The organism is Tsuneonella sp. HG094, assembly GCF_053819285.1.
On sequence record NZ_JBSORA010000001.1, the window covers coordinates 2,888,564 to 2,915,002 of the forward strand.

The 26,439-nt window shown below is 60.3% G+C and carries 37 protein-coding genes; 18 read left to right on the forward strand and 19 right to left on the reverse strand.

The window, feature by feature from the left end; all coding sequences use genetic code 11:
- The first annotated feature begins 238 nt into the window (after positions 1-238).
- Entirely contained in the window at positions 239-739 is a 501-nt protein-coding gene (locus tag ACWPMX_RS14320; RefSeq protein WP_455700666.1) for a hemerythrin domain-containing protein, read from the forward strand.
- 687 nt (positions 740-1,426) lie between these two features.
- Positions 1,427-1,549 carry a DUF6894 family protein gene (locus ACWPMX_RS14325; RefSeq protein WP_455700667.1) on the forward strand — a complete coding sequence of 41 codons (123 nt, stop codon included), beginning with the start codon at positions 1,427-1,429 and terminating at the stop codon, positions 1,547-1,549.
- Between the two features lie 226 nt (positions 1,550-1,775).
- On the opposite strand, the gene ACWPMX_RS14330 is transcribed toward ACWPMX_RS14325, so the two are convergent.
- The 3 genes from ACWPMX_RS14330 to ACWPMX_RS14340 all read right to left on the reverse strand — a co-directional run bounded on the left by ACWPMX_RS14330 (position 1,776) and on the right by ACWPMX_RS14340 (position 3,202).
- Entirely contained in the window at positions 1,776-2,231 is a 456-nt protein-coding gene (locus tag ACWPMX_RS14330) for a low affinity iron permease family protein (RefSeq protein ID WP_455700668.1), read from the reverse strand.
- Positions 2,232-2,521: 290 nt separating this feature from the next.
- The gene (locus ACWPMX_RS14335) at positions 2,522-2,788 is read right to left on the reverse strand and encodes a hypothetical protein (RefSeq protein ID WP_455700669.1); all 267 of its coding nucleotides are present in this window, start codon (positions 2,786-2,788) and stop codon (positions 2,522-2,524) included.
- Positions 2,789-2,932: 144 nt separating this feature from the next.
- Positions 2,933-3,202: a hypothetical protein gene (locus ACWPMX_RS14340; protein ID WP_455700670.1), complete on the reverse strand. Its 270-nt coding sequence runs from the start codon at positions 3,200-3,202 to the stop codon at positions 2,933-2,935.
- Between the two features lie 54 nt (positions 3,203-3,256).
- Here ACWPMX_RS14340 and ACWPMX_RS14345 point away from each other — a divergent pair, with 54 nt between their 5' ends.
- The 3 genes from ACWPMX_RS14345 to ACWPMX_RS14355 all read left to right on the forward strand — a co-directional run bounded on the left by ACWPMX_RS14345 (position 3,257) and on the right by ACWPMX_RS14355 (position 4,831).
- The gene (locus ACWPMX_RS14345) at positions 3,257-3,775 is read left to right on the forward strand and encodes a hypothetical protein (RefSeq protein ID WP_455700671.1); all 519 of its coding nucleotides are present in this window, start codon (positions 3,257-3,259) and stop codon (positions 3,773-3,775) included.
- A 34-nt stretch (positions 3,776-3,809) separates the two neighbouring features.
- Positions 3,810-4,016, forward strand: coding sequence for a DUF3606 domain-containing protein (locus ACWPMX_RS14350; RefSeq protein WP_455700672.1), 207 nt, complete (start codon positions 3,810-3,812; stop codon positions 4,014-4,016).
- Between the two features lie 296 nt (positions 4,017-4,312).
- Complete coding sequence (locus tag ACWPMX_RS14355) at positions 4,313-4,831, forward strand: PilZ domain-containing protein (RefSeq protein ID WP_455700673.1); 519 nt, start codon at positions 4,313-4,315, stop codon at positions 4,829-4,831.
- A 105-nt stretch (positions 4,832-4,936) separates the two neighbouring features.
- On the opposite strand, the gene ACWPMX_RS14360 is transcribed toward ACWPMX_RS14355, so the two are convergent.
- Positions 4,937-5,437: a hypothetical protein gene (locus ACWPMX_RS14360; protein ID WP_455700674.1), complete on the reverse strand. Its 501-nt coding sequence runs from the start codon at positions 5,435-5,437 to the stop codon at positions 4,937-4,939.
- Positions 5,434-5,997: a hypothetical protein gene (locus ACWPMX_RS14365; RefSeq protein WP_455700675.1), complete on the reverse strand. Its 564-nt coding sequence runs from the start codon at positions 5,995-5,997 to the stop codon at positions 5,434-5,436. Before ACWPMX_RS14365 ends, ACWPMX_RS14360 begins: the two co-directional genes overlap by 4 nt.
- 95 nt (positions 5,998-6,092) lie before the next feature.
- On the opposite strand from ACWPMX_RS14365, the gene ACWPMX_RS14370 reads away from it, so the two are divergent.
- The 3 genes from ACWPMX_RS14370 to ACWPMX_RS14380 all read left to right on the forward strand — a co-directional run bounded on the left by ACWPMX_RS14370 (position 6,093) and on the right by ACWPMX_RS14380 (position 7,568).
- On the forward strand, positions 6,093-6,542 hold the full coding sequence (locus tag ACWPMX_RS14370; protein WP_455700676.1) for a hypothetical protein: 450 nt from the start codon (positions 6,093-6,095) through the stop codon (positions 6,540-6,542).
- 173 nt (positions 6,543-6,715) lie between these two features.
- The gene (locus tag ACWPMX_RS14375) at positions 6,716-7,285 is read left to right on the forward strand and encodes a thermonuclease family protein (RefSeq protein ID WP_455700677.1); all 570 of its coding nucleotides are present in this window, start codon (positions 6,716-6,718) and stop codon (positions 7,283-7,285) included.
- 94 nt (positions 7,286-7,379) lie between these two features.
- Positions 7,380-7,568, forward strand: coding sequence for a DUF6961 family protein (locus ACWPMX_RS14380; protein WP_455700678.1), 189 nt, complete (start codon positions 7,380-7,382; stop codon positions 7,566-7,568).
- A gap of 206 nt (positions 7,569-7,774) precedes the next feature.
- On the opposite strand, the gene ACWPMX_RS14385 is transcribed toward ACWPMX_RS14380, so the two are convergent.
- Together ACWPMX_RS14385 and ACWPMX_RS14390 are read right to left on the reverse strand one after the other, a co-directional pair.
- Positions 7,775-8,662, reverse strand: a complete 888-nt coding sequence (locus ACWPMX_RS14385; RefSeq protein WP_455700679.1) for an NAD(P)H-hydrate dehydratase — start codon at positions 8,660-8,662, stop codon at positions 7,775-7,777.
- The gene (locus ACWPMX_RS14390; protein WP_455700680.1) at positions 8,659-9,567 is read right to left on the reverse strand and encodes a histidine phosphatase family protein; all 909 of its coding nucleotides are present in this window, start codon (positions 9,565-9,567) and stop codon (positions 8,659-8,661) included. Before ACWPMX_RS14390 ends, ACWPMX_RS14385 begins: the two co-directional genes overlap by 4 nt.
- Positions 9,568-9,754: 187 nt before the next feature.
- Between ACWPMX_RS14390 and ACWPMX_RS14395 the strand changes: the two genes are divergently transcribed.
- A complete protein-coding gene (locus tag ACWPMX_RS14395; RefSeq protein WP_455700681.1) occupies positions 9,755-10,504 on the forward strand; it encodes an SDR family oxidoreductase in 750 nt (249 codons plus the stop codon).
- On the forward strand, positions 10,501-11,634 hold the full coding sequence (locus ACWPMX_RS14400) for a glycoside hydrolase family 130 protein (RefSeq protein WP_455700682.1): 1,134 nt from the start codon (positions 10,501-10,503) through the stop codon (positions 11,632-11,634). The genes ACWPMX_RS14395 and ACWPMX_RS14400 overlap by 4 nt, the downstream gene beginning before the upstream one ends.
- An 8-nt stretch (positions 11,635-11,642) precedes the next feature.
- Here ACWPMX_RS14400 and ACWPMX_RS14405 read toward each other — a convergent pair whose 3' ends face one another.
- The 9 genes from ACWPMX_RS14405 to ACWPMX_RS14445 form a co-directional block, all read right to left on the reverse strand.
- Positions 11,643-12,146 carry a CinA family protein gene (locus ACWPMX_RS14405; protein WP_455700683.1) on the reverse strand — a complete coding sequence of 168 codons (504 nt, stop codon included), beginning with the start codon at positions 12,144-12,146 and terminating at the stop codon, positions 11,643-11,645.
- Entirely contained in the window at positions 12,143-12,319 is a 177-nt protein-coding gene (locus ACWPMX_RS14410) for a hypothetical protein (RefSeq protein WP_455700684.1), read from the reverse strand. The genes ACWPMX_RS14405 and ACWPMX_RS14410 overlap by 4 nt, the downstream gene beginning before the upstream one ends.
- A 35-nt stretch (positions 12,320-12,354) precedes the next feature.
- Complete coding sequence (locus ACWPMX_RS14415) at positions 12,355-14,535, reverse strand: hypothetical protein (RefSeq protein ID WP_455700685.1); 2,181 nt, start codon at positions 14,533-14,535, stop codon at positions 12,355-12,357.
- Entirely contained in the window at positions 14,532-14,963 is a 432-nt protein-coding gene (locus ACWPMX_RS14420) for a DUF6766 family protein (protein WP_455700686.1), read from the reverse strand. The genes ACWPMX_RS14415 and ACWPMX_RS14420 overlap by 4 nt, the downstream gene beginning before the upstream one ends.
- An 88-nt stretch (positions 14,964-15,051) precedes the next feature.
- Positions 15,052-15,633, reverse strand: coding sequence for a hemerythrin domain-containing protein (locus ACWPMX_RS14425; protein ID WP_455700687.1), 582 nt, complete (start codon positions 15,631-15,633; stop codon positions 15,052-15,054).
- 17 nt (positions 15,634-15,650) lie between these two features.
- Positions 15,651-16,076, reverse strand: a complete 426-nt coding sequence (locus tag ACWPMX_RS14430) for a DUF5681 domain-containing protein (RefSeq protein WP_455700688.1) — start codon at positions 16,074-16,076, stop codon at positions 15,651-15,653.
- A 124-nt stretch (positions 16,077-16,200) separates the two neighbouring features.
- On the reverse strand, positions 16,201-17,571 hold the full coding sequence (locus ACWPMX_RS14435) for a site-specific DNA-methyltransferase (RefSeq protein ID WP_455700689.1): 1,371 nt from the start codon (positions 17,569-17,571) through the stop codon (positions 16,201-16,203).
- Between the two features lie 21 nt (positions 17,572-17,592).
- Complete coding sequence (locus ACWPMX_RS14440; RefSeq protein WP_455700690.1) at positions 17,593-18,030, reverse strand: hypothetical protein; 438 nt, start codon at positions 18,028-18,030, stop codon at positions 17,593-17,595.
- Positions 18,030-18,248 carry a helix-turn-helix domain-containing protein gene (locus ACWPMX_RS14445; RefSeq protein WP_455700691.1) on the reverse strand — a complete coding sequence of 73 codons (219 nt, stop codon included), beginning with the start codon at positions 18,246-18,248 and terminating at the stop codon, positions 18,030-18,032. Before ACWPMX_RS14445 ends, ACWPMX_RS14440 begins: the two co-directional genes overlap by 1 nt.
- A gap of 94 nt (positions 18,249-18,342) precedes the next feature.
- Between ACWPMX_RS14445 and ACWPMX_RS14450 the strand changes: the two genes are divergently transcribed.
- The 4 genes from ACWPMX_RS14450 (at position 18,343) to ACWPMX_RS14465 (ending at position 21,268) form a co-directional block, all read left to right on the forward strand.
- The gene (locus tag ACWPMX_RS14450; RefSeq protein ID WP_455700692.1) at positions 18,343-19,248 is read left to right on the forward strand and encodes a hypothetical protein; all 906 of its coding nucleotides are present in this window, start codon (positions 18,343-18,345) and stop codon (positions 19,246-19,248) included.
- Positions 19,249-20,081: 833 nt separating this feature from the next.
- On the forward strand, positions 20,082-20,486 hold the full coding sequence (locus ACWPMX_RS14455; protein WP_455700693.1) for a PRC-barrel domain-containing protein: 405 nt from the start codon (positions 20,082-20,084) through the stop codon (positions 20,484-20,486).
- A gap of 78 nt (positions 20,487-20,564) precedes the next feature.
- The gene (locus ACWPMX_RS14460) at positions 20,565-20,702 is read left to right on the forward strand and encodes a hypothetical protein (RefSeq protein WP_455700694.1); all 138 of its coding nucleotides are present in this window, start codon (positions 20,565-20,567) and stop codon (positions 20,700-20,702) included.
- Between the two features lie 299 nt (positions 20,703-21,001).
- The gene (locus tag ACWPMX_RS14465; RefSeq protein WP_455700695.1) at positions 21,002-21,268 is read left to right on the forward strand and encodes a helix-turn-helix domain-containing protein; all 267 of its coding nucleotides are present in this window, start codon (positions 21,002-21,004) and stop codon (positions 21,266-21,268) included.
- A gap of 65 nt (positions 21,269-21,333) precedes the next feature.
- Here ACWPMX_RS14465 and ACWPMX_RS14470 read toward each other — a convergent pair whose 3' ends face one another.
- From ACWPMX_RS14470 to ACWPMX_RS14480, 3 genes are read right to left on the reverse strand one after another with little or no spacing between them, the layout of a single operon-like run.
- Positions 21,334-22,998, reverse strand: coding sequence for a recombinase family protein (locus ACWPMX_RS14470; RefSeq protein ID WP_455700696.1), 1,665 nt, complete (start codon positions 22,996-22,998; stop codon positions 21,334-21,336).
- Entirely contained in the window at positions 22,991-23,437 is a 447-nt protein-coding gene (locus tag ACWPMX_RS14475; RefSeq protein WP_455700697.1) for a DUF2924 domain-containing protein, read from the reverse strand. The genes ACWPMX_RS14470 and ACWPMX_RS14475 overlap by 8 nt, the downstream gene beginning before the upstream one ends.
- On the reverse strand, positions 23,434-23,784 hold the full coding sequence (locus tag ACWPMX_RS14480; RefSeq protein WP_455700698.1) for a DUF3489 domain-containing protein: 351 nt from the start codon (positions 23,782-23,784) through the stop codon (positions 23,434-23,436). Before ACWPMX_RS14480 ends, ACWPMX_RS14475 begins: the two co-directional genes overlap by 4 nt.
- 211 nt (positions 23,785-23,995) lie before the next feature.
- Here ACWPMX_RS14480 and ACWPMX_RS14485 point away from each other — a divergent pair, with 211 nt between their 5' ends.
- The 4 genes from ACWPMX_RS14485 to ACWPMX_RS14500 all read left to right on the forward strand — a co-directional run.
- A complete protein-coding gene (locus tag ACWPMX_RS14485; RefSeq protein WP_455700699.1) occupies positions 23,996-24,244 on the forward strand; it encodes a hypothetical protein in 249 nt (82 codons plus the stop codon).
- A 213-nt stretch (positions 24,245-24,457) separates the two neighbouring features.
- Complete coding sequence (locus ACWPMX_RS14490) at positions 24,458-25,522, forward strand: hypothetical protein (RefSeq protein ID WP_455700700.1); 1,065 nt, start codon at positions 24,458-24,460, stop codon at positions 25,520-25,522.
- Between the two features lie 241 nt (positions 25,523-25,763).
- Complete coding sequence (locus ACWPMX_RS14495) at positions 25,764-26,204, forward strand: MucR family transcriptional regulator (RefSeq protein ID WP_455700701.1); 441 nt, start codon at positions 25,764-25,766, stop codon at positions 26,202-26,204.
- 66 nt (positions 26,205-26,270) lie between these two features.
- Positions 26,271-26,439, forward strand: a 169-nt coding sequence (locus ACWPMX_RS14500) for an alpha/beta fold hydrolase (protein ID WP_455700801.1), incomplete at its 3' end; no start/stop codon positions are given.

Consider the following 26,439-nt stretch of genomic DNA (forward strand, 5'->3'; position numbering starts at 1 on the left):
ACCGGTTAGCTACGATGCGCCCTACGCCGCCCAGTCGACGCTGCTGGCCTCATTTTACATAAGATCAGTCGCCAACGCTGACCGGTAACTCGGCGCTTAAGGTCCGCTTTCAGGCTCAGCTCGACCGGCGGCGAATTTCTGCCACTGGGGTGGAAAGGCGACACGCTCGAAACCAATTTCGGCCAAGCGAGGAACTCTATGGGCAGGCGCGACTTGGGTTTCTTAGAGGAGACCTTCCATGCCTGATAAGTTTACCGATGCAATCGCGTTGCTCAAGGCTGACCATCGCAAGGTTGAGGAATTATTTGCGAAGTTCGAAAGCGCTTCCGGTAAGGATCGCAAGCAGGCGATCGCCGAGCAGATTTGTACCGAGCTCAAAATCCATTCGATGATCGAAGAGGAACTGTTCTATCCTGCGCTCCGGGGCAAGATTGAAGACGACCTTTTAGACGAAGCGTATGTCGAGCACGATGGCGCGAAAGTCCTCATCAATGACATCAGCGCCGGCGGCCCCGACGAGGAGTTCTACGACGCGAAAGTCAAAGTTCTCAGCGAAGAGATCGAGCATCATGTCGAAGAGGAAGAAAAACCTAGCGAAGGAATGTTCGCACAGGCACGCCGAGCTGACGTCGATCTCGTCGAGTTGCGTGATCAAATGTCTGCACGCAAGGAGCAGTTGATGGCACAGGCCAAGGGCGAGGGTTTGCCCGCTGCAACGTTAACTGCCGTCGCCACATAAATCCACACGGGCGATTTGATGAGGTGAGGTCTGGAACGGATGGGGGCGCCGTTTGGCTGACGGCTTGGGATTGGATCAAAACGATCCCGCCTAACTTTGCCGTTGAAGTCGCGCCACAAAGCACTTTGCTCGCCAGATCACTGCGACCCGCTCTGATGAGCCCATCAAATTTCTTTGGAACGAACTTATCCCGGCGCGACTTAAGGTCGCATTGAGTTACGTCTTATCGTTGCCTACGCACTTATCGCGCTCGTCCTCCTCGCGGTCGTGGTCCTCGGCATCCGCGTGATCCGCAGGCGGCGCAGGTATCGGCATATGATGAGCGGTCGACGCATTTTCACCCCAGCTAATTTCGCACCACCATTGAATGCGATCGGGTGGCTATTAGCCAGGCCAGAGTCACAATCTGAGATCATCAGTTTCGTACGGTGATCCTCCATCGTCGGATAAAGGCCATGCCAACCGAGATGGTGATCGCAATGACCTTTGCCGGCCGGCGCGGTTGCCCTCATTCTATTGATCTTCTTTCGCGCCGCTCAACGTGGCTCGCCAGGGCAAAATTAGTTGGGTTAGTCGTCAGCTTCCTTGCTCACCTATCGCATGTGACTGAAAGAGCGTAGGAAGCTGGCGGCGCTATCGGGACCCAACCATCGGACCTAGCGCGACGATTAGATCGCGTGGGGGAATATGCGATACTTTTTCAACGTCGCGGGAGCCATTCAACATCCTGATGATAAGGGAGTCGAAATCCCCAACATGTCCGATGCTCGCATTCGGGCTGTCCGATTCGCCAACGAGCATTTGAACTAGCGCCCCGAGTTGGTCTGGCTGGGCGAGGAATTTCGCGTGGAAATAACGGACGAGGAAGGGCATCTGCTTTTTACGTTCGTGGCGGTCGGCGTTGATGCACCGGCGGATGAAGGGCGATTGCGTCTGTAAACCGGCGGCAATTGTGCAGTTTTCCAACTAACACCCGTATTGTGTGCGAGTCGGAACCGCCGCACCTAATTTACGCGGAATGAGCGGCGTCTGCAGCCTAGCTGTGGATGGTTACCTTCGCCGGCGCATCGAGACTGCTATCACGGCAATGCTCGAGCAGTTCGTCGACGGTCGGCGTTTCGTCGGGTTCGCCGCCGCTCACTTGCAAAACCTCGCGCTCGAGTGCGGCCTTCACCTTGGCTATCTCTTCTTCAGTCAGATGCTCGATGCCAACGAAACCGCTGCGAGCGTCGGCCGCGGCGCGGAGGATCTCATCCAGCTTGGCCTGTATTGCCGCGCCATCGCGGTTCTGGCTGTTCTGAATCAGGAAAACTGCGAGAAAAGTGAGGACGGTAGTGCCAGTGTTGATCACAAGTTGCCATGTATCCGAGTAATTGAAGATCGGCCCCGTAGCCGCCCAGGCAATGCAAGCGAGCGTCGAAAGCAGGAAGGCCATCGGATGGCCCATGAGGTAAGCGCTGCGTGAAGCAACGGCGGCGAAGAAGCGCTGCATGAGTGTCTCCCCGAGCATCGCCCACCTTGGCTCGTCAGGTCAATCTGTGGTGCAGCCCAACGGTTTACGCAAGAAACGGTTCCGCTCTCTTGTGCAGCTGAAGCCATCTGTCACTCGGCAATCGCATGACTGCAATGGGGTCGATAGCTGCCAGTCTGCTAGCAGCACTCCAATCTACAGAGCCGCCAACCGCCTCGCGAGACGGTGCCACTGTGTTCACATAAGATCAGATAGCGGCGCTCTTGTCCTGCTTCAGGGCCCTGCGCGCGAGGTGCCGATCATGTGCACTTCTAGCGCCGATTGTGCCGATTGGTCGAATCGGAGACGTCGCTATCGTGACCGCTTTTGTCGCTGAAAAATGCCAGCGCAAAGAGGCCGGTACCAAGCACGACGGAAAAGAATGTACCGAGGACCACCGCCACGACCAAATGCGGCGTCAATTCCGTGAACCAACTCGAATAGTACAACCCTGCGACAACCATAAGAATCGCGGCAAGCACGATCCACTTCATCATTGCACGAAACTCTTTTTGCGCGCGGGCGCGTTGTCCGCTCATGTCGGTGTCCTAACTGGCGAAATCGCCTAACTCGCTCGCACTTAGCCTGTAGGGCACGAGCTCGCCCACGAAAATCACTCGTTTGCGACGGAGATTGTAAGTTTTCGAAGCGCCTTGAGAAACCCGGGGCGGTGTTGGGAATGCTCAATGCGCTTGTGCAGTTACGTCAGACCTCATGAGGAGCCGTTCCTTGTTGCGCAGCAAGTCGAGCAGCTTCGCGCGTTGTTCGGGCCAGAGGGCGTCCTTGAATTGCTTCCGCAGGCGGTAATATCCGCCTCGATAATCCACGTCTCCATCATAGGTCCCTTTCAAGACCCGTCCGACCTCTCCCGTAGGAGAGTTCCGATAACCCATCGACAACATATGTTTCAATTCGGATAGGCCGGTCTGATCATGCGTCAGCCAGTTGAGCATATAGTTCGCTGGCTATGCCTTGGAACAAACGTTCGCCTGCGTCGCTTGCGCACTATGCCCCGCAAGCTGAAGGTGTATCGCACCAGCGCCGGATTTCACGACGCCTACGTTGCCGCGCCCAGCCAGAAGTCTGCGCTGGCGGCTTGGGGCTCTGACGTAAATCTGTTTGCTCGCGGAATGGCGGAAGAGGTCAAGGACGACGCCTTGATCAGGGAGCCGCTCGCAAAGCCTGGCGAGGTGGTGATGGTGTCGCGCGGGGACCTCGCCGCTCATCTGAACGGAATGAAACGCCCTCGCGCAACCAACAAGCCCGCGAAGGGACGCGCGCGGGTTCAACAGCCGAAGCGACCGCCTCCAAGCCGGCAAAAGCTCGACGAAGCCGAAGAGGAGTTGAGCGCCGCCAAATCAAACTTCGCACACCAGATTGGCGAACTGGAGCGCCTGCGAGACCAGGCCGAGCGAAACCTTGATCGCCTCTGCTCTCAAGCCGACAAAGCCCTCTCACGCCTGCGCCAAAGGAGAGCTGCCGCACACAAGGCCTATCAAGCCGCGCTCGATAAATGGAGCGAATGAGAGGGCAGCCTGCTGGAACTGCACCAATCGCGACATGTTTGCTCCGTGTAAGGAGAGACCACCATGGCAGACGACACTACGAACCGCGGACCGCACACGAGTTTCCGGCGATCAGGACCACGAAGTCCGGTTCTTTGCCGAGCAGAACGGCATCAGCATTAAACAGGCCGAGCAACTGATCGCTGAGCACGGGAACAGCCGCGAAAAGCTCGAGGAAGCGGTCAGGCAGGTGAAGGGATGATCTAGCGTTCGTCCCGCCATTTTGCATCTTGCAACAGCGTCGCACCGTGAAGGTGCGCTGGTCTTGGGTCGTAAGATCAGCGCACCTTCGAGTGGCGTGGTAACACTCAACAGCAAAAAAGCCAATCTTGCACGCCACGAGCTCGCCAGCCTCGTGACTGCCGGGCACGCCACCGTCCTAATTTCCCATCAAATACCAAAAGCGATTGGTACTCTGAGTACATTTACTCAGTGATCACGTTTCATTTCCGCAATATCAACCTTGCATGAAGGCCCGATTGCAACGGGTCCCGCAGAATGTCATTCAAACGTGTGCGCGAACACCGGACACTGGTGGCTATCAAGGCCAGGGTGAAATCCGACATCGGTTGGAGCGATTCGCGAATCTGCAACGTTTCGCCGCGCGGGATGATGGTGCGCCATATCCCTCCGCCGCCGATCGGGTCCTATGTCGAAGTGTGCCGCGGACCGCTTTCGATTGTTGGCCGGATCCGCTGGATTTCGGGAGATCACTTGGGACTGCAGTCGCTGGAGAACATCGACTTCGACGCCTTGAATCGTCAGCAGCGTACAAACCCTGGGCCTGTCAGCGACAGGCGTGGCCGTCCGCGACCGGCGAATTTGGCCGACACTCGCAGTCCGGATCCAGTCTTGAGCCTCGAGCGCTCGCAGCGGTTCTCACGTCGTTTGCAGTTTGTCGTCACCATTCTTGCCGGAGGTGCGATGGCGTTTGTTGCGGCGCAGCTCATGGTGGCTACGCTCGCCTTACCTCTTGCGAAAGCAACGGTTGCGATGGGCTCACCAACGAAACGGTGAAGTGCAAATTGAGATGCTGCATTGCGATTGACCTCTCAGCCTCGCATTCACGCCTCAAGTAAGTCGGCGATCCGGACGCCATCCAGGTTGGGGTCCCCCAAGTGATTAATCGGCAATCCTGACAGTTCGATTGAGGAAGGCACGGAGCCGCGTGCCCTTGGGGATCGTTGCGCTCTTGCCGGTCACCGCGAACGCCAGCAAGCCCGCCGCCACGGCAGTGAGAACCGTCTCTGTCGTCCCGCCCTCGCCGGCCGCACCGAGGCGGCCCGACATGCGCACGGGCTTTCCATCCAGGACAATGTACATGATCGCGGCCTCGAGCTTGCCTGATTTGCCAAAGGCGCCCTTGGGATCGGACCGCGTCACCTCGCCCACGGCGCGTGTTCCCGCCGGGATGAGCACCTGACCGTCTTTCACTACATCCTCGGCAACCTCGAGGTCGAACGGGGTGCCCTTCGGGCTGGTCTTGCTGGAGAGGTCATCGAGCAGGATGAGCGACACTTCGGTCCCGATCTGGATGGTCCGCGTAGAAGTTGACGGCGGAGCCACAGCATTGACGACGGCAACCGGGACAGTGGCTGCAGCCAGAGCGAGCGCGAAGATCACGGAGCGCTCGGTCGCGGCAGCTCGGTGGCCTCGCTCGTGAATGCGATCATTTTCTCGCCAGCCTTGATCTTGGCATTGTTGCCCTTGGCGAACAGACCGAACACCCCGAGCCCCAGCACGCCCATGACGGTCTCTGCGGTGCCCGATTTGCCCTTGCTGCTGGTCTCACCCGAGACTGGAATGCGGACTCTGCCGGTTTCGACGTAGAGGAGACGGGCAGATACCTTGCCCGACTTGCCGATGTTACCGCTGCGTTCGGCACTCAGGACCTCGCCCCAGGCCATCGCGCCGACAGGGATGACGGTTGCGCCCTCGATGACGACGGGTTCCTGCACCCGCAGCTTGAAGCGGTGGCCGACGCTGTGCTCCTTTGTGGTCACCTCGTCGAGGACCATCAGGTGAACGGGTGTGTCCTCCGGAAGGATAAGCGAAGAGGGCTTTGTGATCCGCATGGCCGCCGTGACTACCGGTTGCTCCACGGAAGCCGGCTCTTCCTGCGCCACGCTTACGACCGGTAATGTCGCTACGAGCAGCAGCGCAGCCCCTGAAAATTTCCTCATGATGTGACCCCCATGCACTTCCTCAACCAGAGCCTGCGATGTACCTAGTGCATTGATTCGGGGTCGAATCAAGGTAAGAACTGGGGGACTATCCAATGAATAAGATGCTTACGGTAGGCGCCGTCATTGCCGTGATGCTTGCCGGGGCCACGGGCGCCGTTGCAAAAGACGAAACCGTCGCTAGCGCAACCACAACGGCCGCAGCGGCCGAAGCAGGCGTGCCGGTCTATCCGTATGACATCACCGACAGGCCCTATGTGATCGTGCAGCCGATCAAGAAGGGCATCCGCAAGGCGACGATCTTCAGCAAGGAGCCGTCGCAGGAGAAGATCTACAACGAGCTCTGGGAAAAGGCGCAGAAGCTCGAGGCCGATGCGGTGGTCAATGCGACCTACGGGGACAGCCACATGACCGCGCTCAGCTGGGGCAAGACCAATGCGCTGGGCATCGCCGTGCGCTTCCTGACCGCCGCCGAGATTGCTGCCGGCAAGACGGGCGAACGGGCTCCTGCACCGGAGACGTTCACCGAAGAGATGTTCAAGTAATGGACCGCGGGGGCCTGGCGCATAGCCGCTCAGGCTCACGCTCCGCACCAATCGCGCGCGTCGTTCTCGCCGCTGTAACGGCGGCCCTGGCCCTTATGTCAACGCCGGCAGCTGGTCAGACCCTGGTCGGCCAAGCGAGAGCGATCGATGGCGACTCTCTTACGGTCGGCGGAATGTCGGTCCGTCTGTTTGGCATCGATGCGCCGGAAGGACAGCAGACGTGTACGCGGGATGGCGCGGCATGGTCGTGCGGGGAGGAAGCGGCCCGCCAGCTCGGATCGCTGATTGCCGGCCAGCAAGTGGTGTGCCGGGGCCGCGGCAACGACGATTACGGCCGCACGATCGCGGTGTGTCAAGCGTCCGGGCTCGAACTCAATCGTACCATGGTCCAGCAAGGTTGGGCGGTGGCCTTCCGCAACTACAGTGCGGCCTACATCGCCGACGAGGAGCGGGCCAAGGCGAGCAAGCTCGGTATCTGGAATTCGACATTCACGATGCCGGTTGAATGGCGAGCTGCCCGCGCTCCCCGGCCCGCCGATCCGCCAGTCCGCCAATATGCAGCCCCGCGACCGGCGCAAACCAGTCAGGGCTGCGTCATCAAGGGCAATCGCAACCGTAAAGGGCAGTGGATCTACCACCTTCCAGGCATGCCCTATTACGATCCGACACGTGCCGAGGAATGGTTCTGCACTGAAGCTCAGGCACAGGCTGCTGGTTACCGGCGGGCGATCGTACGCCATTGAAGTTCGGCCAGCGATCGCGGCTGCTGGTCGAAGCTTGGGTGATCGGCATCGTTCACGCGCTGGGCCTCGTTCCACTCGTCGTGGGCATCTTCCGGTGACCCGCGATCAGGAGTTGTGGGCAGTGGCGCTGTGGCTTGAGAAGACCCATGGTGACCGGGGCGCCGACCATATTGTCAGCCAGGTCACGCGGCTGGCGGAGTCAGGCGACGCGGAGGGCATCGCCATGTGGCGCTTGGTCGCCGAGCGCTACGACAAACTGCGCGAGCGAACTTCGCTTCACTGAGAAACACTTTCCTACATCGCACATAGTGTGAACATGGAGCGCTTTCGATTACTAGGCGCGTGCACATGCTCACGTTCGCGATTTAGTGAAATACTATCACAGTTTTGTATTAGAAATATTCAATATAATGAAAATTATCCCAGATCAGATATATTCAGACGTCAAAATCCGTTTATGTTATCATCAGTTGAGATGTGTACTGATATTTAAATCTTACTCATCAATCCGGGGATGTGAGATAGCAGTTCGCGTGCAAGAAATCCAACTTCGCCGATGTCCCTGGCACAATTACGCCCGGCCCCGCCATGGAGCCAGACCGCCCATAACATTGCCTGAAGGGGGTCAGTGCCGCGCGCGAGCAGGCCAGAGGCGATTCCGGCGAGGACATCTCCCGATCCGCCTGTCGCCAAACCTACGCTGCCGCCCTCATAAGTGTACAGATGCCCCGCTCGATCTGCGATGAAGCTGGTCGCGGATTTGAGAACACAAACCGCACCTGTTCTCTCCGCTGCTTCGAGGGTGGCGCCGGGCCTATCACGCTCGACTGCGGACAGCTCGCAGCCGAGCAGCCCTGCCATTTCGCCGACATGGGGGGTTAACAGCACCGGGGATCGGTGGCGTCGGAGCCGATCCAGTCTATCGGGGAAAAGGCAGGTAAGCGCGGCCGCATCAAGTACGATCGGAGCATTTGGAGCTTCGCTAAGTAAACGATCGACCAAACGCCCAGCTGCGTCGCGACCGGCAATTGCTGGTCCCACCACGATAGCGTCATTATGCGGCAAGAGAGATGCCATGGCAGGGCCCCCTCCGTCCGCAATCTCGCCTCCGGCGTCCTCGGGCAAGCCCAGGACACCGATTTCGGGCATCGCAACACCCAAGGCAATTGCCGCGCTTTCAACGGTCCCAACACGGACTTTGCCTGCGCCTGCGCGCAAAGCCGCTTCGGCTGTGAGTCTGATGCCGCCCGGTACCGATCGACTGCCTCCGATGGCAAGAACCCGGCCGCGATCATTCTTGTCGGCGCCATCGTCTGGCTGGGGAAGCGGATGCGCGCGCACCCATTGAGAGTCGAGAGCGGTCGCCAAAGCGTTCATCCGCGAGCCGCAACCATCTTGTCGGGCGCCTTGGTGATCGGAGTAGCCTCCACTTCCATGGGCGCAGTGACATTATAGCGGGCCAATACGAGATTGCCGTCCCGGCCAGCGGACGGATCGAACCGATATTCGGTGATCGCACAATTCGCGACGTCGCCTTCGCGGTCGATGGCAAGGATCTCTGCCTCGGAGAGATTTTCGATCACATACCGCATGCACAGAACGACGACCTGGTGGGCGACGATCATCACCCTTTTTCCGGCATAGTGGAGTGAGACCGTGTCCATTAGCGCGCGCAGACGGAATATCACATCGACCCAGGACTCGCCGCCGGGCGGCCGATGGTAGAATTTCCCCAACAGGTCGCGAAACCCGGCTTGCTCCGGCTCAAATTCAATGATGCCTTTGCGCGTCAGACCATCCAGGATTCCGAATTCCTTTTCGCGCAACCGCTCGTCGCTGCAAATGCGCTCGTCGGGTCGGCAGCCGCAGTGTTCGCGAAAAATCTGTGCCGTCTCGAGCGCCCGCAAGTAGGGAGAGGCTAGCATTACCTGAGGCCGGCCATCCTCGTGGTTAGATGCAAACCATCTGCCGAGGGAAGCTGCCTGGCTCCGGCCGAGTTCCGATAGCGGTATGTCGACATCGCGGTGGGACAGCTCGATGCGCGAATGACCCGCTTCGTCAGCTGCATCGCGCGCTACGTTACCCGCACTCTGTCCGTGGCGCACGACCCAGAGCACGCTTGGCCATCGACGAGCGGAAGTGGACCTGTCTGGCGCCGTGGTCGAAAAGGATATGGGCGCAGCGCTGCCCTCCGCGGCGGCTTCTCCGATCGCTGGCTTCGGCGCCGAGGAACAGGACCGTCCCCCACTGCTTTCGATATTCTCGCTCGGACGATCCGACATCGCGCTCTCCTTGCCAATCGAAACCGCCCGAACCGGATTCCGTTTCTCAGCACGACTACGTCAGTCAGGGTTCAAATAAGGTCGTCGAGCGGACTAGGGCCGGAACAAAGCCACTGCTCGCTGGTCCATTCAATACCCTGATGTGGAGACTGATATGTCCGACTCACGAGCCGCGACGAGCCGTGACGTGGCCGACGCCCATACCGAAATGCCTGGCTTATCCGGCCGCAAGGCCATCGTGAGCGGTGGAACCACGGGTATTGGCCGCGCAGTCGCGGTACTTTTGGCTTCCGAAGGCGTCGACGTTTTCATCTGCGGACGCAACGAACAGCATCTCGCCGACGGACTCCAACGTATCCGTGAAGTGGGCACAGGCGACGGAATCGCCGTCGATCTCGGCGAACGGGACGGAGTGGAGCGCTTCGTCGATGCTGCCCAAGCCTATTTCAGCGGGCGCTTCGATATCGCCGTCATCAACGCGGCCATTCCGGCCGAAGGCGTGACGAAAATGACCGCGAACGAGTTGCAATATGCGGTGGCGGTGGATTTCACAGCCTACCTCACCACGGCTGATGCGGCGGCAACAGTGATGAAGGACTTCGGCGACATCGTTCTGGTCGGGTCGACCAGCGCGCACAGCCTTGGCGGCGGCTCGAGCGTCTATGCAGGTATGAAGGCCGGGATTGCCGGGTTCGCCGAGGCCCTCCGCAAAGAGCTCAGCGGAAAAGGAATAAAAGTCGGTTTGGTGGAGCCGGGCAAGACCGGGGCCGACTTCCAGTACGATGAATTTACCGCCGAGGAGCAGGCAAAGCAGATCAATCAGGAAAAGATGCTGAGAGCGGAAGATATCGCGGTTGCGGTCCAGTTCATGCTGACCCAGCCCCGCCGGGCGGTGGTGCAGCAGGTTACCGTCGTACCCCGGATTGAAGACGAATGAGCGAATTTGCCCATGACCGAATAATCTTCGGTCCGGACGACGTCGATCTTTCGCGGTCGCCGCTTGCGGGGCACTTTGAGCTAGAATCCTATGTTTTGGGTGCCTTCAATCCTGGCATGACGCGCCTGCCTAACGGCAATCTGGCGATGTTCGTTCGCGTGGCGGAAGCGCTGCGACAGCCCATCCAAGGCGGAAAGATTCATGCCATTCGTTGGGATGATGGCCGGTATGTTCTCGACGCGTGGCCGGTCGAACTGTGCGACACCGCCGACCCGCGCAAATTCCTTGTGCGCGGCGGTAAATGGCGCGTCATGGCGTTGACTTCGCTCTCATGGATTCTCCCCGTCGAATTGACGGCGGACGGTAGAGATGTCGTCGAGGTACACTACGCCAAGGCGATTGCACCTCAGGCCAGCTTCCAGTGCTATGGAATCGAGGACGCGCGTGTTTCGAAAGTAGGCGACCGCTGGCTGATGACGACCTGCTCAGTTAGTCCGGAGCGCCATTCGACGACATTGTATAGTTCGACCGATGGACTGAACTACGTTTTCGAGGATATCGTCCTCGATCACCAGAACAAGGATATGCTGATCTTCGAGGGTCTGATCGGGGACCGGTACTGGGCACAGACTCGCCCACTTGGCGATCTCTATTTCGCCTACCCTCCCGGCAGCGAATGGCGCGCGGGTCCGTCGATCAATCTCGCGACATCGCCGGACGCGCACCATTGGAAGCCCTATATTCGACCAGGTATCCGGCCCCATGTCGACACCGTCGCGACCGCGCGCATGGGCGGGGGAACCCCTCCAATCCGAACCGATGAAGGTTGGCTCACCTTGTGGCACGGGGTGGAGCCGCGCGAAATCGTCGGGATTTATCGGACCTACTTTTCCATTCTCGATCGGAACGATCCCTCGATCGCCCTGCGGACCGATCACCACCCCGTGCTGGAGGCATCGGCCGAACTGACCGCTCCGCTCGAAGACAAGATGTACGTTCGGGACGTCGTCTTCACCACCGGCATCGCCGAACATGGTGAGGTTTACGTGGTCGCGTCGGGCGAAGCGGACCTCGCGTGCCGCATCACGCATATTCCGAAAACGCGGTTCGAAATGACCGGCCAATCGTAAGGTTGTGCCTACCCGTTCGAGCTTGCCTTGCTCGTCGCAGCCTCGATCAGCATCTCTAAGGCCACTTCGACTGCTTTCTCGCAGACCACTTCCCGTCCGATGTCGCCCAGGTGAAGCACGCGGTAGCCGGTCCCGTGCGACGCAGCGGTTGCGAGATGCACGAGGCCTACCTCCTCGTCACCTTCCGGTGGGCCGGCAAAACCCGTTATGGCGACCGCGAGGTCGGCATGGCTGTCTCTCAAGGCAGCGCGTGCCATCGCTCGGGCAATATCCTCGGCTACTCCCTTGCACTCTTCGACCCGCTTCCGCTCGAGACCCAGCAGTTCGCATTTCGCATCGACGGAATACACGACGAACCCCCGATCGAGGGCGCTGCTGACCTCAGTATCAGCGACGATCCTCGACGCGAGCATTCCCCCTGTGCAACTTTCCGCGCAAGCGATCAGCCATTGGTTGGGAAGGAGGATGGCTCCCAGATTTTGGACCAGACCCTTTATACGGTCACTGCTCATTTCCTGGCGACTGTCTCGCCTCGATCGGGATAATCGTCAGGCGTGACAACGCTTTGGTTTTTGACCGCCTGACGGTTTTCCTTTTGCAATGCCGGGTTCTCGCCCGGCTTGAGGCTGGTGCGATTTTCCTTGGCCCCGCCGTCGCCGATACGCTTGTTTTCATTGTCGCTCATCACACGTAACCTTTGTTCGTTCGCCCAGTAGGTTCTCACCAACGCAGTGCATAAATACCCCCGGCCGGCACGCTGTAGCGGGCAAGGACATCTTGCGGATCTGGCAATGGTTGAATCACCTCGCCGTCACTCCCGCGGAGCACGGGAGAGACGCGCCTCTTGCTCCGGCCATCGCGGATGATCGAAATAGTGGCTGGCAATGCAGCCGAGCCATCCAAAGAGAAGCTCACCGCTCGCTCGTCAGTACGAGTGAAAGCGCGAACGAAGTGATCGCAATGGATCAGGAAAGGCGCAGCGGCGATGCGGTGGAACGAGCGCGTGGCGAAGACCATCGCCGCACCCGCGCCATAAATCTCCTGCCCGACCTGGCCTGCGGGCTGGCCATCAGGATACAGATCCTCGACCGGAAAACTGAGGGCACGATCGATGTGGCCGTTTCGAATATCGTCCTTGGCGAGTGCCTCGGGCGGAAGCGCGTCGGGATAGTAGAACCATGCCCGGCTGAGAGCGTATCGGCAGTATTCGCTGACCAGCAGCTTCACCGAGGGGATGAGGTCCGGTCCGCCCAGATCGAGGTACTGCTCGAACGCCGCGAAGCTGTCGAAGCATTCGTAGATCGCCATGTAGGGCGCGTCCTCCAGGCAAGTGGCCGCCAGGAAATTGCTGTAATGCGCGGCGTGCTCGATCTCGCTCTCCCACATCTGCGTGTTGTGGAAAAAGCTGGCGAGATAGACGTAGCTTTGCTTGAGATAGTGGAGATCGCCCGTGATGCGCCACAACAGGATGCAGGCGGCGGCGCCCCACGCGGTCAGGTTGGCCTGGTAGTTCAGATCGAATCGCATGCCCTCGGCGGCGTCGATCGCGGCGCGCGCTTCCTCGAGAAAGCGCTGTTCGCCCGAGAGCTGAAATGCCTGGAGCATTACCCACGCGTACATGCCCCCGACGTCGGTTTGTCCGCGTTCATCGGCAGCGACAGCTGTGATGATTTCGAATGTGTCGATCTTGTACTGGATCGGCCAGCCATACAGGAAATGACGCGCCGCCTCGATGCCGTAGTCTACGCAGTCGAAAAAGAGGTCGCGGGCATCGTCATCGCCCCCTTGCGCGAGATGCGCGAGCATCGCCATCGGGTGGTAAAGATACCAGCTGTCGACTGCATCCGGGTCCTTGTCCGCCGAGACGTCGGGCAGATAGCGGCGAAGCGTCTTAAGTTTGGGGTCGTAGAATCCTCGCAGGCCCGCCGAAATCTCGCGCTCGAGCGGGTGCTTCTTCGTGGTCCAATGACTCCAGTCGTGAACGGCCGACAGTAGCGACAGTTGCACCATCGAATCCGGGTTCTCGGACGCAGTGTAGGGATGGAAATAGATGTGACCCTGATGGCGCGTTCGTGCCTTCCTGCTCGACGCCAGGTCGCCAAGCGTTTGCTCCGATCGCGCAATCCAGTCGCGGTAATCACACGATGGTCGTTCAATCCGGCGGTAGATTGCACCGAGCATGTCGAGAAACTGCCAAGCAGAATCCCCCTCCTCGTTTTGCGGAAAGCGGCGGATCAAGAGGTGGGCGCGGCTGAGCACCGTCTCGCGGCCGCCGGGCAGCGTCTTGGAGACATCCTGCGGCTGCGTGGGGGGCAGGTAGCCGACCTCGGGCCATTCGCCACCGACGGCGTTTTCGGGCTTGGTTCCGGTCGCCTCGAAGTAGGGATTGAGCGCGGTCAAGTCCTGAACGTAAAGAACCTTGCCGAAGTCGGGTTCCTCGAGCGAGAAATAGCATAGGCCCGTATTGAGCCGCCGCTGGCGTGCTTCGATTCTCCCTTTGGGTCTGTCCGGACGACGCGAAGGCCCGAGGGCGACCAAGTCGCGTGGCAAGAAGGGGATGTGCAGGTCGGCGGTCGGTTTGAAGGACACGGTGAGCGTAAAGAGCGACACCTCGTTCTCGCCCGCTTCCAGGACGATACGATGCTGACCGAGCTGGCTTTCGACCGAGAGCGTCAGAAGTGAGGTCGAGCTGTCCTGCCTGATATCGGCTTCGGCGGTGAACAACGGCACGCGCCAGCCAAGTCCACCGCTTTCCTTTCCGCGCCTGACGAAAATCCACAAGTCATCTTCAGAGCTCCGCACATCGAGTGACATCTCGCCGTGCCGAACGGCCGCCACCTGCTTGCCGATGTCGCTCGCCCGGTCGCTCTCACGCAGCGCAAGGGATGCTGAAGCGTTCATTGGCCGTGATTGTGCGGCTTGGCATGACCGTGGTGCCGCAGGAACTTGTCGTCGAGATCCGCGATGATCGCTTCGCCGTCCTTGCCCTGCAACCGCAGCAGTGCATCGATCTTGGCTTCCACCCGGTCGTCGTTTTCCTTCGACGATGGCGAACCGAGATAGAGGAAATAGGCAAGGCCGACGACCTGCCTTAGGAGTTGAAGAAACTCGGACTGCCAGTTCTCGAAGGTGTCGCGGACCATCTCGTTGAGATATTCCATCATCTGCGGAGTGGCACCATGCTCGGCCGCCTCGTCCAAGTACGCTTTCCACCCGAAATACCAGTGCAGAAGAAGCGATATCAGGAAGAACGCCAGTTTGATCCAGGCGTAGGCGTACTTCCCGATGATACCGAGCTGAGCGGCATTCCGTTCCTGACTGTCGGTCATGTGGGTTCGCTCCTGCTACGAGGTTTCGGAAAGCCAACGCATCAAGAAGCCCGGTTGTTTCGCTCCCGCGCCCAGATCAGCGCACTTTTTACGCGAGCTGAGTGATCCCGGCAGCCTGCGGTTTGGGAGCCGAGGTTTTCGAGTAGCGTCCGAATTCCTCCCGAAAGCGCTCCACCACGTGGCGATGCTGGGCAGTTGGAATCCGTTCCACGAGTTCGGGAAACCAGGTGCCTTCCTCTTCATACATATGATGCGCGACTGCGCCCTGGATATGGTCAAGCTTGTCGAGCCATTCCTGGCTCATCGGCGGCAGCATTTCGATCTGGGCCATTTCGACCTTCGTCATGGCCTGTTCCTGATAGGCCATCGCTGCGTGCGACTTCTCTCCGTTGTCCGCCATCGCGGGGTATAGCACGGCCTCTTCGGCGTTGGCATGCGCAGTCAGCAAGGCGCCCAATTTCTTCGGCGCATTTGTCCGCGAGTTGGCGTCGTGCGCTGACCGAGCGTCAGCAAAACATGCCTCGATCTGCCTGTGCTGATCCAGTACGTCGGCAATAAAGGGACACTGGGATGTCAGCGCTTCGGCATTTCGGCGCGCGGTTGCCCGGTCCTCTTCGGATTCAGGCGGAGTCAGCTTTGCGGCGAGCTTGTCGAATATGAGAACCGGCACTTGCCCGCCTCAACGATTCAAGGCTGGTCTTCTTGATGAGTTTCGTCGGTGATGCTGCAGCGGTATTTCGCCTGTTGGATGGCGGCCGCTGCCGACCACTTCTCAAGACTCTCCATACCTGGCACGACCAGAACTCCGCCCTGCCGTACTGGCTGGTTGAAGCCCGCTTTCTCCCTCAGTGCTGCAAGGTACTTGCTGGCCGCAATGTCACCCTTGGCGGCCTTGCGCTGAATCGCTTTTAGCTCCAGTTCCTGCAGTGTCAGGGTTTCGCCGCCGATCTCAATGGTTTCGTTGGCAACGCGCTCCAGCATCGAGCGCAAATCGGCGGGCGGCTTGTCCTTGCGCGGCCGGCCCGCGGGGTTTCCAGACCGACCTTTAGCGAATCGCGAATGCCTGGGCGGCTTGCCGTAACCCACCGTGTAATCTTCGTCATCATCTTCCATCAGTTGTGCCTTCCGCGAGTGATCGGACCGGCTTTGGCGCACGGCGCGGGTTCCATCACTCCCGGTATTTCCGGCACAATTGATGTGAGCGGCGCGTGCCTCGCCCGCGCCGCTCGCCCAACACTCAGCCCTCGAGTTCGGCGGCCAGATCCGCAAGTTCATCAAAGGTCGCGTCTGAGCCGGCCAGTACTGCCTTGCGTCCGGTTGACTTCTGCCAGCGCCTCACCGCGACATCGACGTAGCGCGGGTCGAGTTCAATGGCGCGCGCCCTCCGGCCAGTCTGTTCAGCGGCCATGATCGTCGTGCCAGAACCCGAAAACGCGTCCAGTACGATCCCGCCCCTCAGCGAACAGTCGCGCATGGCATCAGCCACCATCTCGACCGGCTTGACGGTGGGGTGCATCGCCAGCTCCTCTGCCCGGCCTGCCCTCAACGAGTTGATCCCGGCATAATCCCAAACGTTTGTCCGGTAACGGCCGTGCTCGCCGAGCCCGAAGTTGTTGATGTGGGAGCCGGTACCATTCTTGAAAACGAACACCAGCTCGTGCTTCGAACGATAGAACGCGCCCATCCCCCCGTTGTCCTTGTTCCACACAACGAGGTTCTTGAGCTCGGTGTAAGAAGCGCGCCCCGCCGCCAGCAGTTCGGTCATATGGCGCCAGTCGATGCAGACGTAGTGGATCGAGCCATCGCTGCTGTACGCGGCAAGGTTGCCGGTAACGCAAGTCAGGAACCGCGTGAACTCAGCCTCGCTCATCTCGCCGGCAGCCATCACAAACTCGTCGTGCTTCACCTTGCCGAGGCCGCAGATGTGGCCATTGACCGGTACATTGTAGGGCGGATCGGTGAACACCATCTGCGCCTTCTCATTACCGAGAAGACGAGCGTAGACTTCCGGATCGGTCGCATCCCCGCATGCAATGGCGTGATCGCCGAGTAACCAGATGTTCTCCGCATGGGTGACGATCGACGCCGACAGATCGACCTCGACGGGTTCTTCCGTGGGGGGCGTCTCATCGAGTCCGTTGAGCAAAGCCTCGATCTCGGCCGCGTCGAATCCGGTCAGCGCAAGCTCGAATGCGTCGTCCAGCTCGGCAATGGCCCCGAACTCCAATGCGAGCAGGTCGTTATCCCAACCGGCCAGCTCCGCCAGCCGGTTGTCGGCAATGACGTAGGCCCGCTTCTCGGCTTCGCTCATGTGTTCCAGCCGCAGCACGGGAACCTCGCTCATTCCCAGCAAGCGCGCTTCCTCGATCCGGCCATGGCCGGCGATAATCGAGTTGGCTGCATCTATCAAAACGGGGTTGGTGAACCCGAACTTGCGGATGCTGTCGGCAATCTGCTTGAGCTGTTTCTTCGAGTGCGTACGCGGGTTGCGATCATGGGGCACAAGATCGACCAACGCGATGTGTTCGAGCCGGTCTGGCGCGATTATCGAAATGTCATTCATGTCAAAGAGCTTCCCTGGTTGATGGGAAGCCCCCCATGTCAGCAAGCGATAGGCCGTTCCCTCCCGCTAATTCCGTCGCTTTTTAAGTGAGGACACTAGGTTGCGTATGCCTTCCGGTTCCACGCCGTATCGCTTGCCGATGATCTCGCAGAGATACTCGGCTGGCCCGCTCGCACCGCGCTCCTTCCTCGCGCCCTTCCGCTCGCGTGCAAATCTAAGCTGCAAGTAGGGCAACAGCGTCTCATAGGCTGTCATGATGTGAAGGTCGCGCAATCGCTTTGATGCGAGGCGCTTCCTCCCCCGTCGCCCTTTCAACTGACCTTCCAGCCCGAGAATCAGGTAATTCCGCAGGATCGGATCAGCGATCAGGTCGGGATTTACGATCAGGATTCGGACGAGATCGGCGTTGACGACCTGTTCTTTCGCTCTGTCGCGGCGGTGCAGCCATTCGACACTGTCCGACGACCATTCGTGGTAGAAGCCGTTCCCTGAACTACGCGTCATCAGGATGGTGCCGCCTGACGCAGCAGTTCGCTGAGCTCTACGCCCAAAGCATTGGCGAACTTGTCTGCGAGCAACAGCGACGGATTGCGAATACCGCGCTCGACGCCCGATACGTATGTACGATCAATCCCCGCGGCGAACCCGAACTCCTCCTGAGACAGGCCCTTCTCCAGCCGCAGCCGGCGCACATTCGTGCCGAAGACCTTCCGGGCGTCCATCGCCCGACAGGGCCGTGATTAGGCCAATCGGTCTACGGACAATCAGTCACAATTGTGCTCGACTTTGGCGCGGCCACAAGCAACGTGTCCAGGAATGGCCGAGCCCAACACAGCAAACCATCACTCTTCGAGCCTAGAGAAAATCCTCGAGCACCGCTTCGTCGCCTCGCTCACCACCACCCTGTGGCTGGAAGGCTGCCGCGACCTGGAGGTGCTTCGATCGGAGGTCGACGACAGCGGGTATGACATCGTGGTCGAGGCCCGCGGAATCCAGCGGCACGTGCAGCTCAAGTCGATGGCGATGGGTGGTCGCAAATCGTCCGTCTCAGTCAACCGGCGACTTTCATTCAAGCCTTCGGGCTGCGTAATCTGGTTCGACTACGATCCCGCCACGCTCGAACTCGGTCCGTTTCGCTGGTTCGGCCATCCGCCGGGTCTGCCGCTACCTGATCTAGGGGAGAGGATCGCCCGGCATTCGAAGGCCGATGCGACCGGCACCAAGAAAGGCAGGCCGGCGCACCGGGTCCTGACAAAGTCGCGTTTCGTGACAATAGACACGATCCAACAGATTGCCGCCCTGCTGTTCGGCCGCTTGCCGCGCGAGGAAATAGGCCTGCTCGAAGAGGCAATCTGCCAAGCGCCCGATCCCACTTCACCCTATTGGGTCCACGCGGTCGCGAATGGACAGTTCCATGCCATTCCGGACGATCTTGACTGGCAGAGCTCGGTCCACCTTGCGCATCTCATCGATGGCTATGCGTTCGCGAGGGTGGTCGGGATCACAGACCCGTTCGCATTCGAGGAATTGCAACTCCGCCGCGCGATGGAAAGCGGTCGCTGGTCAGGGGGGGCTGCTGTCCTTTGGGTCACACTATTTCTTCAGCATCGCCGCTGGCGCATGTCACCATTCTCCCCGGATCCTGGGTCCAAGCAGCTCCTCGATCGCCTTTGTCTGCAACTGGTTGGGGCCTTGAAGCCACTGACTGAGCGCATTCCCTGATACCGTCAGCGTTTCCCTGTTAACGCGGTGTCGGCTCCCTGAACTGCCAGAGATGTTTCCCTGTTATCGATCGTAGGGAATTCGCCCGCTAAAGCTCGGTTTTCTGCGGGTTTCCGAGCCCAATAAATCGGTAAGAAGCCGGTTTTCTCACCTTTCTCCCTGTAATTCCCCGCTTATCAGGGAAGATCCGCGGCGAGACGGGTTAGGCCGAGACTGCGTGGTTCACCACGCAGAAGCCGTGGTTCTGGAACGATAAGATGTTCAAGCATCATGCTCTGAATTGTCCCCGTCTTTCCGGGACTTTGCCGACCTGTGGTAGATCCGTGTCCCCTGTCAGAGACGCAGCGACCTACTCAATCGCGAGGATTTTGGCCGAGATTCTCTCTGGGCAAAAAACCGACCTACTGGCCGCTATTCTCGACGGTGCATGATGTGACGGGCAGCAACCTGACCATGGGATCAGGGAACCCGGCAGGAGCACACTGCTCCTCACACGCGCCCTTTCAAGTCATATCTGCGCGCCGGCCGAGACCTTTCCATTCCCAAAGGCGTTGGCATTTTGCTCCAAGCAAAGGAGGCGTGCGTCTTCTTCTCAATTGGCTGCGTGCGCAAAGAGGGATGGGGGTCCCACCGCACGAAACGGTCGAACGGGGCGCAAAGGAACATACATTGAAAAGCAGTTCCAGCCTGGCCGCCTGAACCCATCCTTTCACTCCGGGGCGCGGCCGCTCTGGAATTGGCTGGAACGGGCACATGCGCCGGGTGTTGAAGATACAGACGCATGCTCTTGGACGGGGATCCGCTTGATACAGCGGTCCAACTGGAGAGAGGCCATGGCCCAGGACAATTCAGCTACCGGCACCACATCCGAGCACCAGCTGATTCTGGCAAGTCGTGTGGAGGACACTCCGGTGTTCAACAACAATGGCGAGCGCATCGGACATATCGACGATCTTTCCATCGACCGTCAGGAAGGCACCGTCGTCTGGGCCATAATGTCATTCGGGGGCTTTCTCGGGATCGGCAAGAGGTTCCACCCTCTCCCATGGACCGTCCTGGATTATGACCCCAAGCGCGGTGGCTATGTTGTCCCGCTCGACAAAGCCGTGCTGGAAGGTGCTCCGCACTACGACGCCGAGGAGCTTCGTGCGTTGGGCGGACCCGGCTACGCGGCTTTCACCGAAGCCATGGGTAGTTACTACGCGCCTTATTACGGCACGCGATGGCCGATAATCTAGCGGCAACGATCACTCGTCTTTCAGGAGGCGGGCCGAATACCCGTACTTGCGGGCTCGAGGAAATGATGCAGGGGCCGGTTGCTTGTCCCGGAAATGGAGCCGCGCCTGGTCATCGCCTGCGCCCTGATCGCCTGGATCGTGGTGGTCATCGCTGCGCTCGGCACCGTACTGGTCCGCAATCGCCGCCCCAGATTGATGAACGGCAGACGGATATGAGATTAAAAAACTCCCGCCGAAGCGGGAGTGGGATAAGTCCGGGGCCGCAGCGCTATCGGAGAGGAGCACTGTTGTTGCGACCCGAACGAGGGGTATCCCGGCCAGTTCCGCCACGCAACAGCGCTGGCACTAAATGGTGTCTCGATATGCTTACCGCAGTGCAAATTTTCTCTACGAATGAGGGATACAGTTCCGTTCTGAACCGGTGTAGAAGACCCGTGATCGCACCAGGCTCGAACGGGCCGACGAGGGAGTTGTCGCTTCGGGCGACTCCTTTGCTGGACTGACGGGAGATCGACGTGCGAGACATCCCTTCCGATGAAGCATCCCCCTTTCACGGTCTCGATCAGGAGCGATCGCGCTGCCGTAAGCTGGTCGCCGGGCTTGCGCCCGCCGAACGGCGGATACTGGAACTGCTGGTCGGCGGGGAAGGCCCCAGGGGGATCGCCGAGCGGCTCGGGATCGCCGAGGCAACGGTGGGCGCCTACCGCAGGACACTGCTCATGAAGCTTGGCGCCGCGTGCACTGCGGACGCCGTCCGCGTAGCTGTTTATGCGGAGTTGTAGCGCGTCCAGTGCTGTGCCAGTCACGCGGCGTCGGGGCCGGATCGCACGGCCCCGGCAACCGGACTCTAATCTGCGGCTATACCAAGCTGCAGGCGCTGCTCTGCCCAGTCCAGCGGAAGGTCAGCCATCCGCCATAGTTCGCGGGCCTGCATCCTCTTCGGCTGGGTTCCGCCGAGGATCGTCCGGATGATCGATGGATCGAGGTAGCTCAGCCTCGCGGTCCGTTGCAGATGACGCAGGCGCGTGACCGGCATGCAGCTTACCTCCTGGTCCGACAGCGCCAGCAGTTCGTCCCGCGCGGCCACAGCCCGTCCGAGCAGTTCAACGAGCGCCCGGTCGGGCACCGGAGCGGATCCTGCGGAAGGCTCGAGCCGCAGCCGCGCCTCGTGGCCGTAGCTTTCGTGGCTGGTTGGAATGACCAGCCTGACCGGCCGGGACTCGGCCGGAAGTCCTGCCGCCGTGCGCAGGCCAGCGGCGTCGAACGAGGCCGCAACCTCGTCAAAGCTCACCCTGAGCTCGACGCCGAGGCTGTCGAACTGCCTGCGTGCCTCGCCGATGGGAGCGCCCCTGACCGTTCGGGCGATTTTGGTACAGACATCGAAGAAGCGGCGTTTGTCATCCGCCTGAAGCTCCGCCGCAAGCTCTGCAAGGTGCGCCGGGTTCTCGATCCAGTCGGCGATTGCTGTTCTGACCGAGCCCTCCAGCTCGCCCGCGGGAAGCCGCAGGGCAGGGGCGCCCTGGTCGTCGTTCAGGTTCGAAGCGTAGTAGGTGTATCGCCGGCCGTGGTTGCGGGTGTGCACCGGCGACATCGGCCGCCCGCGATCGTCGCGGATCATTCCGGCCAGAAGGGCAACGCGGCGATGGGGCCCGCCTGCCGACCCCTCGGATGCCTGCTCACTCAGTTTCGCCTGAACCTCATCGAACAGCTTGAGGCTGACGATGGCCTCGTGCTCGCCGGGATAGACCTTGTCCCTGTGTTTGACCTGGCCGACGTAAAGTGGGTTCCGGAGCAACCAGAGCAGCGCGCCGCGCTTCATTGGATGGCCGCCCGAGGTTCGACCACTGCGCGAGGTCCGGCGCTTGCTCACTATCCCGTCGTCCTCGAGTTCGTGCACCAGCGCGCGGATCGAACTGGCCGCGAGATACCGCTCCATGATGTGGCGCACCGTTGCCGCTTCGTCGGGGATGATAACCAGCTTGCGATCAACGACCTCGTACCCGAGCGGGACACCGCCGCCCATCCACATGCCCTTCGCCTTGCTGGCCGCGACCTTGTCGCGGATGCGCTCTGCGCCGACCTCGCGTTCGAACTGCGCGAACGAGAGCAGGACATTGAGCGTCAATCGCCCCATCGAGGTGGTGGTAGAGAACGCCTGGGTGACGCTGACGAACGATGCTTCGGCCCCGTCAAGGACATCGACGATTTTTGCGAAGTCAGCGAGGCTGCGGGTCAGCCGGTCGATCTTGTAGACTACCACCACATCGACCTTGCCCGCTTTCACAACCGCCATGAGCTGGCGGAGCGCGGGCCGGTCCATCGATCCGCCCGAGAACCCGCCGTCATCGTAGAGGTCGGGCAGCAGCACCCAGCTTTCGTGCTGCTGGCTCAACACATAGGCGGCGCAGGCCTCGCGCTGCGCATCGAGGCTGTTAAACGCCTTGTCGAGCCCCTCGTCGGTCGACTTGCGGGTGTAGACCGCGCAGCGGATGGGGCGTCCCTCCCTACGCATGAGCGCCAACCCTGAGGGTGCCGAGCCGGGGACTGTGCAGGCCGAAAAAGCGCGGTCCCGACCAGCGGGCTCCGGTGATTGTCCGCGCGACAGCACTCAGCGAAGCATGGCGTGTGCCGCGGTACTCGCAGCCCCTTTCGAGCACGACCACCTCGTGCACCTCGCCGTGCCAGGTTCGCGATAGCCATGTCCCCGGTTTGACGACCGGCGCGGCCGCGGGTTTGCGCTCGTTCTTTCGTACCTGCCGGTCGAGCAAGCGCAGCTCGGCTATCGACAGACCGCCGGACGCCTGTTCCTGATAGCGTGCAGCGATCGCGCGGACCGTGAGCGCGATCCCGAAAGCAGGCGGCGCCGGCGTGCCGAACACCCGGCGCCACTCGGCCTTCACCTCGGATGGGGTCATCCGAGTCAACCGTGCCAGTTGCACGTCGAGTCTCACAGTGCTGCTGCCTGCACCAGTCGATAGACGCGCACGCCGTCAGCCTTCACGCTGCTGACCGCGTGTCCTTTCTTTTTGAGGCCGGTCAATGCAGCCCGTGTGGTATGCGGCAGCCAACCGGTCGCCTCGACCATCTGATCGAGCGTCGCGCCCTCTGCGCGCGCAAGCAGGTCGAGGATCAGCGAAGTCTTTGAAGGTGGCTTATCGCCGGAAACAGTCACCGAAGACGGGCCTAGCTCTTTCGGTGCATCCTGCCCGGCATCTGGTGGACTGGTTTCCTGCAGCTGAGGCTCGCGGGCCATGCGGCGGTGCCGCTTTGCTCGGGTATTGCTGGTCTCATCGTTCATCCTACGCTCCTGACTAAGAGGGGCAGCGGTTTGCTGCTCCCACCAGCTCAGGCCCGGTCAGGCATCAGCTTGCCTCCGGGTTGTCAGGCTCCGGCCCGACTCGCAGGAACAGCAATGCTCGGCGTTGCGACAAAGTCGAATGGATAATGTGCAGCCGGCTGCCAGCTTTCCGAAAAGCTCGGGATGGACTTAACGATAACCTTCCCGCTTCGTGTCCCACATGAGCGACGAGGCCGGCAGGGAGTATCGCAGCGAGCAGATCACGCGGACGTTCGCCCTGCTTACGGCGAAGCTGGAGGACGCCGCGACGTTGGCGGTGGAGGGCCAGGCAATACAGGCCGATGGGCAGTGGAATGAGCTTGCGCTCCGGATCGCTGACCTCGCCGGAGAGGCCGCTACGATCGCGGGCGCCCTGGGCGCGCTACTCGAGGCGACCACAGAGGGGCCGACACCGACCTGAATTCGGGGAACGAGAAGCCGGCCCCGCGTGACCTTGGGTGTGGCTGCTTCGCGCCCCAATTTCAGCCATCGCAGCCCTATACGTTTCTTGCTCAAAGCGGCCATCCGAACAAAAGTAGCCGAAGTCACCCTTCACGCCATTGGGTCGCGGGTTCCTGGTCCCAACCTGTTCCTGTGCAGCAATTCGGTGTAAAGGCGGCCCATTGGGGGCAGTATGGCACTAACAAAGCGTTGGGCGGGTAAGGCTTACGGAACGAACATTGGCAATGTCTTCCTAAAGCTGGAAGGCGAGGACCAAGCATTAACCGGTACACTTCGGATGAATGAGCCAGGTGTGGTCGTTGCCGTATATGAGGTGCAGGGCTCTTTCGAAGCGCCCACGCTTACACTCACCGGCCAATCCCAAGTGCAGGTCGAAGGGCTCGAATTCGGGGATCTGACCGCCACCGGCACCATGAACGCCAAGGGCGAAATTCATGGCGACTGGGAAAGCACGATCGGCACGGCCGGAACCTTCGTGCTTTTTCCCCACCTGGGCGGCGAGCAGAACGAAGACCCGATCACTGATCAGTTTCACGTGGCACGACACAATTTCGGCGTGATCGAGGTGGGCCGGGAGCAGATCATCGACATTGCCGAAAACATCCGACGCGACTTCCCTCAAGTAGTCGTGACCGTGGTGGCGGGCACAGAGCAGGCCCATTACCTCGACGACTTCAAGAAGCTTCAACTCACGGTCGATAAGGCAGAAATTCTCAAGATTTTCGCCAGAAAGCCGGACGAGAAGGGAGCCGATCAGGTCATCTCCATCGAGTTTGGCCCGCATGTGAACACGGCCGTAACGCAAGGGGCGAACCGAGCCTGGGTCCTGGGCCAGCTCGAAACCTTGAAGCACGATCTCAAACAGTACGAGCGGCACTACATCACGAATTTCAAACGGTGGGGGCTAAGCATCAATCAGCTCCTGTTGTTGGGGGCGGTAGTGCTGCTGCCCAGCTTCTCTAGCTTGCTTGACCGGGCAATCTTCATGGGAGCGGGCCTTGCCCTCATCGTGGGCGTCAATTGGCTCCACTCGCGTTACCTACCGTTCGCCGCCATCAACCTTCGCGAGAAGAAGAAGGGCTTCTTCAAGCGTTTTGGACCGTCAGCGGCGTCGTGGGTGCTGGGTATTGTTGCGGCAGTGGCCGCGGCCTTGGTCGGGGCGTATCTGCAAGGTTGGCTGGAAATACCTGCCCAGCCTAAGCAGCAGCCAACTATGGAGGCGACACCCAACCCTTGAGGGGCGGTTAGAACGCGTAAGGGTCCACGTCGCTTGTCCGGTACTCGCTAAACAGGATCTAAGCAGACTGGCAGGATTTTGGATAACTCAACTCCGAAGCTGACAGTCTGAAGACGGCCCAATTCCAGACAAACTGCGACACTCCACACGATGATCGAAATACATTGGGAGCGAAGAGATACTTGCCAAACACTCGAGCTTCCCTATTCGAGTGAGCTTATCACGATCGCAAGAGGATTTTATGGACATCACCGAGACCGGTACGGCCGAAATGCTGATTACTCTCACCGCGGACATTGTTGCCGCGCACGTGAGCAATAACAACGTCCGGGTCGAGGATGTCCCGGCACTCATCACGACTGTGCACCAGGCTCTCAACGGCCTCGGTAGCACCGCGCCGGCTGAAGAAGCCCGCCCTGATCCCGCGGTTTCGGTCCGTGCCTCAGTCAAGCGCGATCACCTCGTTTGCCTCGAAGACGGCAAGAAGATGAAGATGCTCAAGCGCCACTTGATGACCGAGCACGGCATGACGCCCAGTGAGTACCGCGAACGCTGGGGCCTTGCAGGCGATTACCCGATGGTCGCACCAGACTATGCCGAGACGCGCAGAGACCTGGCTGTGAAGATCGGCCTGGGCCGCAAGCCCGGCCAGAAGCGCGGTCGCCAGAAAAAGGCCTCTTAGACCCTATGTGAGGCTGGGGGCCACAAGTCGGTTGCGATCGTTGGGTAACCAACGAAGGAGGTCCCCTTGCACCAGATAGAACGCGGCACGGGCCGCAAGCTCCTGCTTGTCCACGGACTGGGCGGAAGCTCGCGGTCGTGGAGCACCGTAATCGACGCTCTGAGCGCTGAACGAACAGTCATCGCGGTTGACCTTCCCGGCCATGGCGCCACCCCCGCGGAACACGACAGTGGGA